Annotated in this window: 11 protein-coding genes; 2 read left to right on the top strand and 9 right to left on the bottom strand. The window is 60.7% G+C overall.

The window, feature by feature from the left end; all coding sequences use genetic code 11:
• Nucleotides 1–8 precede the first annotated feature (8 nt).
• Together HTIA_RS07115 and HTIA_RS16325 are read right to left on the bottom strand one after the other, a co-directional pair.
• Nucleotides 9–221 (bottom strand): hypothetical protein, encoded by a 213-nt coding sequence (locus HTIA_RS07115; protein WP_008525833.1) that lies wholly within the window; start codon nt 219–221, stop codon nt 9–11.
• Between the two features lie 127 nt (nt 222–348).
• Nucleotides 349–885 (bottom strand): hypothetical protein, encoded by a 537-nt coding sequence (locus HTIA_RS16325; RefSeq protein WP_021029622.1) that lies wholly within the window; start codon nt 883–885, stop codon nt 349–351.
• A gap of 230 nt (nt 886–1,115) precedes the next feature.
• On the opposite strand from HTIA_RS16325, the gene HTIA_RS07105 reads away from it, so the two are divergent.
• Nucleotides 1,116–2,456, top strand: a complete 1,341-nt coding sequence (locus HTIA_RS07105; RefSeq protein ID WP_008524214.1) for an ISH6 family transposase — start codon at nt 1,116–1,118, stop codon at nt 2,454–2,456.
• Between the two features lie 166 nt (nt 2,457–2,622).
• On the opposite strand, the gene HTIA_RS07100 is transcribed toward HTIA_RS07105, so the two are convergent.
• The 7 genes from HTIA_RS07100 to HTIA_RS07070 all read right to left on the bottom strand — a co-directional run bounded on the left by HTIA_RS07100 (nt 2,623) and on the right by HTIA_RS07070 (nt 13,342).
• Nucleotides 2,623–3,705: a hypothetical protein gene (locus HTIA_RS07100; RefSeq protein ID WP_148290938.1), complete on the bottom strand. Its 1,083-nt coding sequence runs from the start codon at nt 3,703–3,705 to the stop codon at nt 2,623–2,625.
• 180 nt (nt 3,706–3,885) lie between these two features.
• Nucleotides 3,886–5,640: a vWA domain-containing protein gene (locus HTIA_RS07095; protein WP_158413119.1), complete on the bottom strand. Its 1,755-nt coding sequence runs from the start codon at nt 5,638–5,640 to the stop codon at nt 3,886–3,888.
• A 631-nt stretch (nt 5,641–6,271) separates the two neighbouring features.
• A complete protein-coding gene (locus tag HTIA_RS07090; protein WP_008526096.1) occupies nt 6,272–7,312 on the bottom strand; it encodes a serine protein kinase RIO in 1,041 nt (346 codons plus the stop codon).
• Nucleotides 7,313–7,399: 87 nt separating this feature from the next.
• Complete coding sequence (gene eif1A, locus HTIA_RS07085) at nt 7,400–7,687, bottom strand: translation initiation factor eIF-1A (RefSeq protein WP_008526098.1); 288 nt, start codon at nt 7,685–7,687, stop codon at nt 7,400–7,402.
• 94 nt (nt 7,688–7,781) lie between these two features.
• Nucleotides 7,782–10,067 (bottom strand): glycoside hydrolase family 3 N-terminal domain-containing protein, encoded by a 2,286-nt coding sequence (locus HTIA_RS07080; protein WP_044951004.1) that lies wholly within the window; start codon nt 10,065–10,067, stop codon nt 7,782–7,784.
• A 238-nt stretch (nt 10,068–10,305) separates the two neighbouring features.
• The gene (locus tag HTIA_RS07075; protein ID WP_008526102.1) at nt 10,306–11,601 is read right to left on the bottom strand and encodes an O-acetylhomoserine aminocarboxypropyltransferase/cysteine synthase family protein; all 1,296 of its coding nucleotides are present in this window, start codon (nt 11,599–11,601) and stop codon (nt 10,306–10,308) included.
• A gap of 130 nt (nt 11,602–11,731) precedes the next feature.
• Nucleotides 11,732–13,342 carry a DNA-directed DNA polymerase II small subunit gene (locus tag HTIA_RS07070; RefSeq protein WP_008526104.1) on the bottom strand — a complete coding sequence of 537 codons (1,611 nt, stop codon included), beginning with the start codon at nt 13,340–13,342 and terminating at the stop codon, nt 11,732–11,734.
• Between the two features lie 469 nt (nt 13,343–13,811).
• Between HTIA_RS07070 and HTIA_RS17350 the strand changes: the two genes are divergently transcribed.
• The gene (locus HTIA_RS17350; RefSeq protein WP_394324558.1) at nt 13,812–14,579 is read left to right on the top strand and encodes a S26 family signal peptidase; all 768 of its coding nucleotides are present in this window, start codon (nt 13,812–13,814) and stop codon (nt 14,577–14,579) included.
• The last annotated feature ends 1 nt before the right edge of the window (nt 14,580 follow it).

Below are 14,580 nucleotides of genomic sequence, written 5' to 3'. Positions count from 1 at the left end.
GTCACACGCTACCCATCGCTGTCAGTAATCCGGTGCTCGTCTGTGAGACGGGCATCGATAATTCCTGCAACGATAGTAGCCGCCCCTGAGAGAAAAAGATACACATTGATCGAGGTCACGTCCATAATGCCAACGTAATCAATGGCAGCGACGCCGAGGATTACCCAAGAAATGGCCTGGAAGCGTCGCCCGGGTCGAGTTTCGGCGATGAATCTACTCATGCGATCCGCTCGGTTCATAGACAGTAAATGCCTTCTGTTTCACTGATAGCAAGCTGCGTGCGAGACAGTGTCAGCCATCAGCGAATAGATCCAAGATTGCTCCGCCCTGTCGGGTTCGTTCCGGAGTTCACCGCAGTTTCCGATGGAGTGGATGCTCCCGATAGAGGACGACAGAGCCGACGACGATCAACAACGTTCCAGCGATTAGTCCGAGTTGTTCATAGAGGTCCATCGCGAGGAACCGGTAGTAGTACTCTTCGACGCTGAACGGAATGTTCTCGGGCCGCTCGATAGTAATTCCGTACTCGTATTCGTTACGGACAACTGTTTGGTTTCCATCCTGATGAGTTATCCACCACTCATCCTCGATGAGATTTCCTGTTTGGGTATCAATCGTGAAAACCCACCGTTCACTTCGGTTTGGGGGGTTCCCTGGGCGAGATACCGACATCGCATTTGGAATTGCAACGATAATTTCCTCGGCGCTTCGCTTCCGTACCGTCGCGTTGGCTTCACTGAGCTCATCTACCTTCGGGGTGAAGGCTGTGAAGCGCCCGTTCCATCCGTCGTAATTCAGGATTGGACTCCAATTCGGACCTCCCCATCCCATCGCGCCATTTTCGTAGTGCTTTGGGACGAAGGATCCATCAGTACCATTAATCATTCCTGCTTTTGCCCGCTGATCGCTGTTTGATACCTCATAATAACTCCGGGGGACAACTTTGGTATAGTCACTTGTGTTAAATGAGACAATCCGTCGATAATCTACTGTTTCCAGGCGATCAAATGTCTGGACAAGCAGTTCATTGGTCGTGTCGCAAAGTCCTCTAGAGTTCAGTAACTGACTCCCCTGAGGAAGGGGACGCCTCTGGTGTCCACTCCGAGAGGTGCCCCATGCACGCCACAATCGACGTGCGGTTGACCGTTAGCATCGACGACGACAAAACGATACCGCTGGCCACGCTTGCCGAGTTCATCACCGATCAGAACATCGAATCAGTTCTTCTCGAAGGACTCGTCGAGAGCCTCGACGCGGCTCGCGTCGAGGCGCTCTGTGGTGAAAAACACGCCCACGGCAACGGTGACCAGCGCTACCAACGCGCCGGTACCGATACCCGCACGGCCGTCACAACCGCCGGTGAGCACGAATTCGACCTTCACTACGTCGAAGATACCGCCGCTGACCACGACGAACCCAGCTACTTCCGCCCCGTCGAAGATGTTCTTAGCTTCGACGGAGAAAACCGTTATCAGCAGGACATTGCGGCCAAGAGCGTCGATCTCGCTACCTCGCTCAGCTATCGTGACGCCGCTGACCACGGCGACGGCATCCTCTCGGAGATGCCGTCGCCGACCACGATCAACCGCCGCGCCAGAGAATACGGCAGCAAGCTCAAACAGTTCCTTCCAGACTGTGTCGCTGACACAGACGCTGATGCGGTTATTCCTGACGCCACGAAGTGTCACAGTCAAGACGACGACCGCTCGTACCACTCCGTCCAAGCCACGCTCGGCAAAGATACTGCCGAGGAGTCCCGCTCCCTGCTGGATCTCTCGGTCAACGCTGACTGGGACGAGACAGCCGCCGACCTCGACGACATCGACGCAGTCACTGACGACGCGACGGTCGTCAGTGACGCTGAGGAGGGTATGGTCACGGCCTTTACCGACGAAAATCGCAATCACCAACTTGATCTCGTCCACGTCGGCCGAACACTGGACTACAACCTCTGGGACGACGGCGTGTTCTCCTTGGATCGACGAAACGAGATCGTCTCGGAGGTGATCGACGAGGTGTTCCATCTGAAGAATTCGGTCGCCAAGCACCGGCCGGAAGAGGAGTTCGCGGCGATCCGCGAGCGGATCGCGCGAACGACCGAGCGTATCGAGAAGACAGCGTGGCAGTTGGATCAGTACGGGTCAGAGAAGGCTGCGGGGTATCTTCGGCGGTGGGTGCCGTCGATCGTGACGTTTGCCGAGCAGGCTGTCGAGGGGTTCGAGGTGCCGTGGACCTCGAACCCCGTCGAACGGCTGATGGGCGAAGTCAGCAAGCGATGCAAGAACCAGTGGATGCGCTGGACAACGGAGGGATTAGAGGCGATACTCCAGCTTCGGCTGGTGAAGTACGCTGATCCAGAGCACTACCAGGCGTTCCTTGATGAACTGCTCCAGCGATCGACCAAAACAGCAATGAGCTGTGACCTCTCAATTGAGAGTACCAGAGGCAAACTCTAGACCGCTTTGCGACACGACCAGTTCATTTGGGTCGGCACTCGTGTTGACTTCGGACGGCTGTACGCCTGATCCGCCGAAAATACCCACACTAATCAGTAAGAGACCCCCAATTATGGCGGCAAACCCCACAATGAGAGCTGTCTGGTGTGGGAGCTTCATATCTTCATCAGTCTCCTTGTTCGTCTGTAAGTGGGTCGTTCACACGGACGACAGAGGGGCCTATACCAGCTATTTGAACAGTGACATCCATGGTTCCTCCAGTAGGGTCTCCGTCTGAGATAGTCCAAGTGAATCCCGTAGACGTGTTTTTGTAGATGGCGGAATGGTACATGCTGTATTTACTTTCTCCACCCGCTATATTAACAAGTTGACCCGTTCCCTCCTCAAGGACAAACGCACCAACTGCCGTCCCATAGCTACCACTTACGATTAGCGTATTCGCAGATGTTGTTACTGAAGACAGAGGCCCACCGCCCGCGGCCATAATAAGCCCCGTTTCCAATGTGTTCATCGCCTCATCGTACGTTTCTTGGAACCTAGTTTTCACCGTGCTTTCGTAGAGATATGGCTCATCGGATTCTATCGTGATCGTACCGTCTTCATCTCTTGCTTCGAAGTAAATGGGACTATCCTGAGACACATCAAAGTTTGCTTCGAGAATACCGAGTTCTTCCCATTGGTAATTGTTTTCACCCGTATCTGGAGCAGATACTACGATATCAGTTTGGGTTATGATTTCATCTCTATCGATCCCTCCAACATTATTGTACATATGGATGTCGCGTGACGAATCGCCGGGCTTGAATTGTAATTCGTACTCTGTCGGAATATCCTCGGTGGCTACGTCATGCGAATAATGAAGATGGACTTCGACATTTTCGAGAAGGATGTGTTTCTGATCCTCGTCCTTGATCGCATCTTCATCTGGGAGCCAATCTGGATGTTTTGACTGGCCTGGAACCCAGCAACCAATGAAGCACCCACCCTCGGCTGGAACATGGTGTTTGCGATGCACCGCGGCATACCCAGTTGCTACGTCTCCATCTTTGCCCTCCGAGCCGTACGGGTTCCTGTTTTCACCCCATCTAAGATGGAACACATTTTCCTTCGTTTCGGCATCGATCCGCGATGGAATCGTCACGCCGAGGCGAATCGCTTCCTTCCGCACCGACTCGCCACTCCCGGGATGGACACTCGCGTCGATCATCTTCGCGGTGACCATCGGGTCGCCATCGTCTTCGTAGGTCACCCGCTCGAACTCGGTAGCATCGCCGTCGACATATTCTTCAGCAGCCGTACGTGGATTGTCTGGCTCGAGTTCTGGGGGCCTCCCGACCATCCCGGGACGACCGAAAGTCATCCCCAACTCCATATCTTCGACTGCGTCCGAGATTCCATCTTCGTCGGAATCGACCAGCGAAATCCGGTTTTACTCAACGCGGTCGAACACCTCTGGAAGTTCCGAGGAATCGCTGACCTGATAGAACTCGCCGCCGGTCGCATCGGCGATACTCGTCAGTTCCTGGGCGTCGATTCCAGTCCCCATTCCGATCGTGTTAATTGTAATCCGATGCTCATCTGCGGTCTGAGCAATTGTAACTGGGTCCGGGCCCAGGCCGGTTCCGCCGTCCGCGAGCAGGATGATCTCCTGGGTGTCGCCCTCACCATTACTGGTGAGCTCGTCAACTGCTTTCTGGAGTCCAGCACCGGTATTGGTCCCGCCGCCAGCATTCAACTGGTCGATACTTGCGTTTACTGCTCCGTGATCGGTCGTCAGTGATTGTCCGAGTGTCGCGCCTCCCGCGAAGCTGACGAGTGCGGCCCTATCGTCCTCGTAGAGACCGCCGACGAAGCGCTTGGCTGAGGCTTTGGCGTCTTGGATACGAGCGCCACCCATACTCCCGCTTTCGTCGATGACAAACGCGAGATCGGTCGGTTCTATCGATCCCTCGGTTTCGTTTGCGACGTATTCGGGGTGTTCAGCGAGGTTCACCGTGTCCGTGATGGCATCGTTCCAGTTGTCCACCCAGAACACCGAAAAATACGAGAACGAATCCACCGTCGCGACGGCCGTCCCGTTTTCGACGTGAACGTCAGTCCCGACTGCGTGCCAGGGCTTCTCGTCGTGTTGATCCCACTTGTACACCGAGAGGGTTCCATCGGACGGATCGACATCGTCGTCGAGTGGCATCTCGACAGTCGCGCTCTCGAAATCGGAGAAGTTCCGGATGTGGATGAACGGACCAGCATAGAACGAACGATTTTCCTCAGCCGGGACGGGATCGACCACGAAATCGCTTTTGACGATTCCCTCACCGGTGACAGATATTTCCGCGCCACTTTCGGGATCCGTGAGTTCGATATCATACACTTCGTCGGCGAATCCCGGTGCGTCGAGGGCGATCGTCTCGGACACTTCTTCGCCACTGGACTCGTCCCTCGCAACCACGGTGACTGTCGCTTCGGTCGTTGCCAGTTCGAGTTCCGTCTCGAAGCGCTCGGGAATGCCAGGCATCATCGAGGTCGAGACATTGACGGTCTTGTGGCGCTCACCATCGACGTAAATCTCGACAGATTCGACCGTTGCGGACGGTGCCGAGATCGTCCCCCTGACCGGATACGTGATTGTCTCGTTGTTGGGTTCGTGCTGTCCGGTTGAAACGGACAAGGTGATACCGACCTCGCTATCGACGGCTTCGATCGCCTTTTGTGCATGTTTCCAGGCCTGTTCGTAGTGCTTGATCGCCTGGCGATCCCGATTGTGTCCGTGTTTCTCGTCGGAACGTCGCTCATCTCCACGATCCAGCGCACGCTTTGCGTTTTCGATCTGTCGTTCCGCCTTTCGTCGCTGTCCCGGCGTCTCGATTTCGTCCTCAAACTCCTCAAAGACGTGCTCAGCGTCTGCGATCGACTGTGTTGCCAGTGACCAATCGGACAAGACGAGTGCAGTAGTTGCGTTGGACACGGTCGAATCGGCCCCGACGTGCCGGAGTGCTTGCAGTGCCGAACGATCTGAACCGAACAGGTCGGACGCTTCGACTCTGGACCAATCGGCATAGGAACGCACTGACTCGTTTATCGACTTGAATGCGTCCGTCAATCGTCGGTCTTCCTTTCGGTTCGTCGGGTCGACATCTTCGAGTTGTGCCAGAACCCAGGCCCGCTGTTCCAGCGAAGAAAGCACCTCGAGATTCTCGACAGTCGTATTCTCGATATATGCTGGAATCGTCAAATTACTGTCCGGTCCGGTGAAATTGTCCCCGGCCTTCCCCGGTGGCCCTCCGTTCCCGGGAGATTCCCCATTCCCGTTCCCGTTACTTTTTCCGTTCTCTTCTCCCCGTGAAGGGTATTCTGTCCCTGTAAACGCACCGTCGGCGTCCCTGACTGAGTCAGAAATTGAATCGAATGACTGATGCTCCGATAGCTTTGTTGCAGCCGGGTCGCTTGCCAGTACAGGCGAGACGACCATCGATGCGGCGATCAATACTGCGAAGACTACCGCTCCCCCCCCCCGGGAAGTGCATTTATCCCCCATAACCAAGAAAACTATTCACCTACAATATAGTATTTTCTATATTACTGTATTGACTGAGTGATTTTAGTTATGGTATAGATATATGAGTGATAGGTGATGCAGTAGTTCACAAACGAAATCCCGAAATCCGTCTCGAAGAGATCGTTGTACCCAATTTGTAGACCGAACGGTGACTGCGTGCGTTCAATACGATACTGACGTACAGTTATCCGTCCACGGGTGAACAACAACCAGCCCGAGGGCAAATTTCGAATTTGCTTCCGTACGGTTGACCCCGACGTCAGGTGCCCTTCGACGCTGTGGACGAACCGTCATCTTGCTGCTCATCGTCAGTAACGTAGTCGTACAGCGCATCAGCAGTCACCTCGACGCCCTGCCCGGCGAAGAAGTTCGCGACGTTCTGACAGTCCCGCCGGAGGAAATCCTCGGCGTTGGGCGAGTGGACCGTCACGGCCTGGCCGAGGTCGATCACCACGAGCTCGCCCTCGTGAAAGACGACGTTGTACTCCGAGAGGTCGCCGTGAACCAGCCCGGCGGCGTGGAGCCGGCGCATGTACTCCCGAAGCACCTCGAAGGCAGTCTCCGGGTTCTCGATGTGGACTTCGTTGAGCCGTTTCGCCCGTCCCTCCGCATCAGTCGCGATGTACTCCATCACGAGGACGTTGCGCTCGACGGCGATCGGATTGGGGACGCGGACGCCGGCCTGCTGTGCCCGTTTGAGGTTGGCGAACTCCTTGCGGACCCAGGCGGTGACGACCTTCTTCTTGTCCGAGCCAATCCCCTCGAAGCGCGGATCGCCGTCGAGATACCCCCGCATGTCCTTGAAGTCGCTGGCGTTGATCCGGTAGACCTTGACGGCGACCTCGTGGCCGCCCTCCGTTCCCCGGCCGCCGTCGTCCCGTGGCTCTGTCTCGTCGTCATTCTCTCGCGGCTCCGTCTCGTCGTCGTCCCGCGGCTCCGCCGCTTTACTTTCGGCGGACCGCCGATCAGGGCTACTCGACTCGTCCGGGGCGCTCCGGGACTGTGATCCGGACAGCGCCGTGTAGACGTTGGCCTCCTTTCCAGTCGAAATCGGGGCCCCGAAGGCCTCGATGTAGCCGTCCTGGACGAGTTTGTACAGCGCGGCGAAGGTCGCGTCATCGAAGACCGACGCTTCGACCTTGAACTGCTCGGTGTTCTTGATGCGCTTGCGGAACTCGCTGAACTCCCGATCCCGTCGGCGGGCGATCCGGTCGGCCTCGGTGTCTTCGACGTCGATCTCCTCGAACTCGTCGCCGGGCGTCTCGGCTCCCTCGTCGTCGATCAGGCCGAACTCGGTCATGAGTGCCCCGCGAAAACAGTGCGAGCAGTGCTGGACAGGGACTGACTGCCGTCGGTCGGTGGGGCTGCCACCGTCATGGCTGGTCCATCACGATTCCTGGATGTGGCCCTCCTCGCGGAGTTGATCGGCCTCCTGTTTCTCGTAGCGCCAGGTGATGTCGGCCTTCTCGTCTTGCCAGTCCCAGGGCTCGATCAGCACGACGTCGTCCTCGCGGATCCAGATGCGCTTTTGCATCTTGCCCGGGATTCGGGCGGTCCGCTCGACGCCGTCCATACACCGTACCTTCACGCGATTGGCCCCGAGCATGTTGGTAACGACGGCGAAGACCTCGTCTTCGTCGGGCATACGGAGATCGGTACGTTCCTGATCGCTCATACCCGACCGTTCGGCCGGCATCGGTTTAATTGCTGCGAGAAAGAGCGTCTCGACAGGCGATCGAGACGGGACGGCGTCCCGTCGACAGACGGCGTTACTCGACCTCGGTCTCGCTGAAGTACGCGCGGGCGCTCCGGGCGAGTTCGCGTGGCTCACCAACGATCTCGAAGTCGGCAGTCGACTCGATGTCGGCGGCCGAAGCGCCGACGCGGAGTTCGTACTCGCCGGGTTCGACGACCAGGTTCATGTCGCGGTCGTGGAAGGCGAGTTGCGTCGCCGAGATCTCGAAATTCACGGTCGCGGACTCGCCGGGCTCGAGGTGGACGCGCTCGAACGCGCGGAGTTCCTGGACCGGGCGGGCCTGGGAGGGCCAGCGCTGGTGGGTGTAGACCTGCACGACCTCGTGGCCGGCGACGTCGCCGGCGTTCTCGACGGTGACGCTGGCCTCAATGGTGCCAGTCGTTGCGATCTCTTCGCTTTCGAGGGTGACGTCGCTGTACTCGAAGTCGGTGTAGGAGAGGCCGTGACCGAAGGAATACAGCGGGTCCGAATCGACGTAGACGTGGCGTTCGTTGCGGCTGTTGGGTCGACGCGAGTAGTAGACCGGCAACTGGCCGACGTCCTTCGGAATCGAGATCGGCAGCCGACCACTCGGATTGTGCTCGCCGAGCAGGACGTCCGCGATGCCGTTGCCACCCTCCTCGCCCGGCAGCCAGGCGTGGAGTACGGCGGGAACGTGCTGGTCGATCCACTCGATGGAGTGGGGCTTGCCACTGACCTGAACGACCACCAGCGGCGTGTCGGTCCCGTTGACGGCCTCGACGAGTTTCTGCTGGACGCCCGGCAGTTCGAGGTCGGTGACGTCCGCACCCTCGCCACTCGTTGGGAGGTCAGGGACTTGCTCGATCCCCTCGTCGTCGTCCGAGAGGGCGATCGCCGAGCGCGTGCCGACGAACGCGACGGCGACATCGGCGTCTTCGGCGGCCGCGGCGGCCGACTCGATGTCGTCGGTCTCGGGCCCGGTCGTCGTACAGCCCTCGACGTACTCGACGGCGTCCGCACCGAGACGATCCTGAAGCGAGTCGAGCGGCGTGACGATCTCGCGGTTGACCTCCGCCTCGGGGTAGTGGGCGGCGTAGGCGTAGTCGCCGAGCTGGCCCGAGGGCGCGTCGGCCTTCGGCCCGAGCACGGCGACGGACTCCTCGCCCTCGAGCGGGAGCAACTCGTCGTCGTTCTTCAACAGCGTGATCGACTCGCGGGCGAGTTTGCGCGCGTAGTCGCGGTTCTTCTCCGGGCCGAAGGCCTCCTCGACGCGGTCGGGGTCGACGCCGGTGTCGCCGATGAGTCCCTTCTCGATCTTCTGCTTGAGGACGCGTCGAACGGCCGTGTCGATCGTCTCCTCGGCGACGTCGCCGTTCTCGACGGCCTCGGGCAGATGCTGGTAGGCCTTGATCTGTGGGAGTTCGACGTCGAGACCGGCTTCGAGGGCCTGGATCGCGGCGTCGTAGTAGGTGGGGGCGACCTGGTGTTCGTCCTTCAGCAGGCGGACGCTGAAGTAGTCGGAGACGATGTTCCCGTCGAAGCCCCACTCCCCGCGCAGGACGTCAGTCAGGAGCCACTCGTCGGCGGTGCAGGGGACGCCGTCGACGTCGTGGTAGGCGTTCATGACCGAGTCGGCGTCGGTCTCCTTGACCGCAGCCTCGAAGGGGAACAGATGGACTTCCCGGAACTCCCGTTCGCCGATCTGGACGGTCGAGCGGTTCTTGCCACCTTCGCTGATGGCGTGGCCGGCGAAGTGTTTCAGCGTCGCCGAGATGCCCTCCTCGGGATCGTCGCCCTGGAGGCCGTCGACGAACGCCGACCCCATCCGGGCGACGAGGTAGGGGTCCTCGCCGAAGGTCTCCTCGACGCGGCCCCAGCGCGGGTCCCGCGCCACGTCGAACAGCGGCGAGAGCGCGTGGTGGGTGCCGATCGCACGAAGCTGCTCGCGGATCTGGGTGGACATCCCCTCGACCAGCTCGGGATCCCAGGTGCTCGCGATGCCCATTCCCTGGGGGTACGTCGTCCCCTTCGGACCCATGTACCCCGAGAGACACTCCTCGTGAGGGACCGCTGCGATGTCGAAGCGGGACTCCTCCATGGCGATCTCCTGGACGCGCTCGGTGACTCGGGCGGCGGTCTCGGGTTCGAGACTCCCGCCACCGCCCATCCGGGTGAGGTGACCGATGCTGTCGCTCAGTAGCTCGCGGGCGTTGTCCTCGTTTATATTGCCGTCCTCGTCGAGCAACTGGGCTTTGGCCGTCATCTCGCTCTCGTCCTCGACGTCCATCCAGCGCGGCGGGACCGACTCGAGCTGGGCGACCTTCTCCTCGACGGTCATCCGGGAGAGGAGATCCTCGACGCGTCGATCGACCGGCAGCGCCTCGTCTAGATACGGTGGGGTATCTGTGTCTGTCACACCACACCAGTGGGAGGGCCGGAAGGTAATGTTTTCCCATCCGGGATTCGATCGGGGGATGTCACGTCCGAAAACCGACAGGGGACAGTCGGTTCAGCGATTCTCAAAGAATATAACGCGCTATCACCGCCACCCGAGAGCCGGCGTCTCGAAACCGGCGTTATCGGGTCGCCCAGGTGATCGCCTGATCGAGATCGGCGATGATGTCGTCGGGATCCTCGACGCCGACCGACAGTCGGACCATGTCGTCGGTGACGCCCGCGGCGGCCTTCTCGTCGTCGGTGAGTTGCTGGTGGGTCGTCGAGGCGGGGTGGATGATGAGCGTCTTGGCGTCGCCGACGTTCGCCAGCAGGCTGGCGAGTTCGGTCGACTCGACGGTGTCCCGGGCAGCCTCGTAGCCGGCTTCCAGCCCGAAGGTAATCATCCCGCCGTACCCGCCGTCGAGGTATTTGCTGGCTTCCTCGTGAGTCTCGTGGCTCTCCAGGCCAGGGTAGTTGACCCAGGCGACGTCCTGGTGGTCCTCGAGATACTCCGCGACGGCCATCGCGTTCGCGGAGTGGCGCTCCATCCGCATCGGCAGCGTCTCCAGGCCCTGAATGGTCTGCCAGGCGTCGAAGGGTGATTGCTGGTTGCCGAGATCGCGCAGCCCGCGGGCGATCGCAGCGTAGGTGAAGGCGGCGTCACCGAAGCGCTCCTCGAAGTTGACGCCGTGGTAGGCGGGATTGTCGCCGGCGATCTCGGGATACTTCTCGGCGTACTCGTCCCACGGGAAGCTCCCGCCGTCGACGAGGATGCCGCCGACGGTCGTGCCCGAGCCGTGGATCCACTTCGTCGTGGAGTTCCAGACCAGGTCCGCGCCGTGCTCGATCGGATTGGCGAGGGACGGCGTCGCGAAGGTGTTGTCGACGAACAGCGGGACGCCGTGGTCGTGGGCGATGTCGGCGATGCGCTCGATGTCGGGTGTGACGAGGGCGGGGTTGCCGATCGTCTCGAAGTGGACGTAGGCGGTGTCGTCGTCGATGGCTTCCTCGTAGGCGTCGTAATCGAGGGTGTCGACGAAGCGGGCTTCGACGCCCTGACGCGGGGCCGTGTGCGTGTAGTAGGTGTAGGTCCCGCCGTAGAGGGCGGAGGCGGTGACGACGTTGTCGCCGACGTCCGCGAGCAGGAAGGTCGCGAGATTCAAGGCGGCCATCCCCGAGGACGTGGCGACGGCACCGACGCCGCCTTCGAGTTTGGCGAGGCGCTGCTGGAGGATGGAATTGGTCGGGTTCATCAGCCGCGAGTAGATGTGGCCTTCCTTCTCCAGAGCGAACTGGGCGGCGGCGTCCTCGCTATCCTCGAAGACGTAGCTGGTCGTCTGATAGATCGGGGGCGCGCGTGCGCCCGTGGCCGGGTCGGGCTCCTCCTGCCCGACGTGCAATGCGTCAGTGTGGAAACCGCGGTCGTCGTCGCTCATGACGATCGTGGCTACGCTGCGGGTCATTGTATAAGTGCGGTTCGTTCACTCTCTTTCGCCGGCGTCGAAAACACGCGTCGAGATTCGCCGGTATCGAAAGCCACCCACGGCGTGGGCGTCGCGGCGAAACCTACCCGAAGCTCCGGATCGTCAGGAAGTCACTGGCGTCGCTCTCGTCGAGTTTGTCGAGGTGGACGATCGGCGCGTACCCGACGTCGGGGTCGATGTTGACGCTCTCCTGGAAGCTGGTCTGTTGCTGCCAGCATGCCGAATTGATGGTCAGTACGTTGTGATAGGAGCCGTACCCCAGCTTGTGGACGTGGCCGGTGTGGAAGACGTCGGGGACGTCCTCCATGACGAGGTAATCACGCTCTTCGGGGGCGATCCGGGTGTGGCCGCCGAACTGCGGCGCGATGTGGCGCTTCTTGAGTAACTGGGCCATCGCCCGGTCGGGATGATCGTAGCTGGCGTGGTCCTCGGGGAGTTCGGCGATCACCTCGTCCAGGCTGACGCCGTGGTACATGAGGACGTCGACGCCCTCGACCGTGACTGTCGAGGGGTTGCCGGTGATCCGTGCGTCGTGGGCCGACATGATCTCCCGGAGCTCCTCGTCGAAGGCCGGCTGGGGTTCGGCCAGCCGGACGGCGTCGTGGTTGCCCGGGATCATCACGATCTCCATGTCGCCGGGGACAGCCTTCAGATGCTCGGCGAAGGCCTCGTACTGGTCGTAGATGTCGACGATGTCGAGTTCCTCGTCCTGGTCGGGATAGATGCCGACGCCCTCGACCATGTCGCCCGCGAGCAGGAGGTACTCGACGCGGTCGGCCTCTGGGGTGTGAAGCCATTCCGCAAAGCGGTTCCAGGCGTCGGCGTCGAACTCCTGGCTGCCGACGTGGACGTCGCTGATGAGCGCCGCGCTGACCGCCCGATCGGCCGTCGAGGGCTCGAAGGTCCGGGGAACGTCCGGGAAGTGGATCGAATCAGCGAAGAGGATCCCGCCGTCGTCGGCCAACGTCCCCTCGACGGCGATCACCTCGTCGAACAGCAGATCGTCGACCAGGTCGGCCATGTCCCGGTCTTTCATCACCAGCGCCGGGAAGGTGCCGGTGGTGTCTTCCAGGTCGATCAACCAGTGGCCGTTGGCCGTCGAGCGGATGTCGGCGACCATGCCGACGATCGCCGCCTCGCTCCCGCCGGGCATGGACTCGACAGCGCTCGTCGGTCGGTGGTTGACCCGCCCGCGAAGTTGCCCTGACAGTTTCTCGTAGCGGTCCCGGAAGACCGCCACGAAATCCTCGTACTCGCCGGTACCGGTCGATCGACCGGTGACGTCGCCGGCGATGGCTGGCTCGCTCGGATCACGCTCACGCCGTGTGCGATTTCCATCCCCGGAACCTGATTCGACCCCCTCCGTTTCAGGTGGAACGGCCCCACGATCGTGAGAGGATTCCAGTGACGGATCTCCACTCGAAACAGAGGGGTCTCGCTCGCCCGAATCAGACGAGGAATGAGTATCAGATCTGCCACGGGAACGATCGACATTCCCTGCATTGGTTTCGAGGACGTCTCGGACGTCTTCGACGGAGAGTTTCACCGCGTCGTCGGGGACGGCTTCGAGTGCACGCTCGATGGCGGCGTCCGTATCTGGGGCGTCTGCCAGCAGCGTGACTGCCTCACGATCGGTATTGTAGCCCCGACTCGCGAGTTCGTCGACGATCCGAACGGGTGTCTCGCGAGGCACACTACGTCTACAGCAAGTGCGCCAGCAAAAGGGTGGCGGTCGACGCGAAACGGGAGTGAGTGAATGGCTGCACGGCGAAGGGTCGTTCTGTGGGGAGGAGACCAGTTCGTGTCTCCGGTGGGAAAGGAAAGGTTGTAACCATCGAGTGCGAACAGGCGAGTAGATGAGCGATCCGCGCGACGACCGTGCGCCGGTCGACGATGGCCACGATCGAGAGGAGGACCCGGCCGAGTCTGCCGACGTCGAGGACGGGACGGTCCCGGATGGCGCCGATGAGTCCGCCAGACACGACAATCACGCAGATCGGGAGCAGTCGTCTCCGGGACGAGAGGGGAAAGCGCCCGCCACACACGACGATCAGCACGTCCCCGATCGGTTCTCACCGCGGGAAGACGTCGATCCAGCGGACGACCAGACGGATCGAACGGCGGACCCGGGCCGACAGGGCATCCAGTACCAGGAGTCGTCGATGTCACCCGATTCAGGTGTTCGAAAGCCCACACAGACGCGATCGCCCTCGGGTGACGGCGGGGATAGATGGAAGCATGTCCTGCAGTACGCCTTCGACATCGTGAGTAGCGTGGTGATCGTCGCCCTCATCGGCGCGCTGTTGTTCGCGACCAGCGGCGTGTGGCCGCCGCTCGTGGCGATCGAGAGTGCGAGTATGGAACCACACATCGACACTGGCGATCTCGTCTTCGTGATGGACGAACAGCGTTTCCCCGGACCGGGAGCGATCGGAGAGTCCGGTGTCGTTCCGGCACGAGTCGGCGAGGAGACCGGCTACCGCACGTTCGAGGGTTACGGTGACGTCGTCATCTACGAACCAGACGGCAACGGTGAGGCGACGCCGATCATTCACCGCGCGATGTTCTGGGTGGCGGACGGCGAAAACTGGTACGATCGGGCCGATTCAACGGGCGTTGGTGGGGCGGACAACTGCGAGGAACTCGCCAACTGTCCGGCCCCCAACGCCGGGTTCATCACGAAGGGCGACAACACGGTCTCGAACAAGCGATACGATCAGGCCATGGGTATCAGCGAGCCGGTCAAGCCCGAGTGGGTGATCGGAACCGCCGAATACGGCGTGCCGGGACTCGGCCAGGTGCGACTGCTTTCGGGGGAAGTCCGGTCGACGAACGTGACAGCGACGAACGTGACAGCGACGAACGCAACGGACAGGGACAGACTGACAGCGCCAACCAACAGCAGCGACACCGCGCCAGCCACGCCCTGAA

The organism is Halorhabdus tiamatea SARL4B, assembly GCF_000470655.1.
Lineage (GTDB): Archaea > Halobacteriota > Halobacteria > Halobacteriales > Haloarculaceae > Halorhabdus > Halorhabdus tiamatea.
The sequence above is the reverse complement of the archived record's forward strand: the minus strand, read 5'-3'. Positions and strand labels throughout refer to the sequence as shown.

Coding starts and splice junctions, on each gene's coding strand:
- eif1A (WP_008526098.1), bottom strand. CDS start 7,687: ATGAGCGATCAGGAACGTACCGATCTCCGTATGCCCGACGAAGACGAG.
- HTIA_RS16325 (WP_021029622.1), bottom strand. CDS start 885: ATGATTAATGGTACTGATGGATCCTTCGTCCCAAAGCACTACGAAAAT.
- HTIA_RS07090 (WP_008526096.1), bottom strand. CDS start 7,312: ATGACCGAGTTCGGCCTGATCGACGACGAGGGAGCCGAGACGCCCGGC.
- HTIA_RS07080 (WP_044951004.1), bottom strand. CDS start 10,067: ATGACCGTCGAGGAGAAGGTCGCCCAGCTCGAGTCGGTCCCGCCGCGC.
- HTIA_RS07115 (WP_008525833.1), bottom strand. CDS start 221: ATGAGTAGATTCATCGCCGAAACTCGACCCGGGCGACGCTTCCAGGCC.
- HTIA_RS07105 (WP_008524214.1), top strand. CDS start 1,116: ATGCACGCCACAATCGACGTGCGGTTGACCGTTAGCATCGACGACGAC.
- HTIA_RS07075 (WP_008526102.1), bottom strand. CDS start 11,601: ATGAGCGACGACGACCGCGGTTTCCACACTGACGCATTGCACGTCGGG.
- HTIA_RS17350 (WP_394324558.1), top strand. CDS start 13,812: ATGTCACCCGATTCAGGTGTTCGAAAGCCCACACAGACGCGATCGCCC.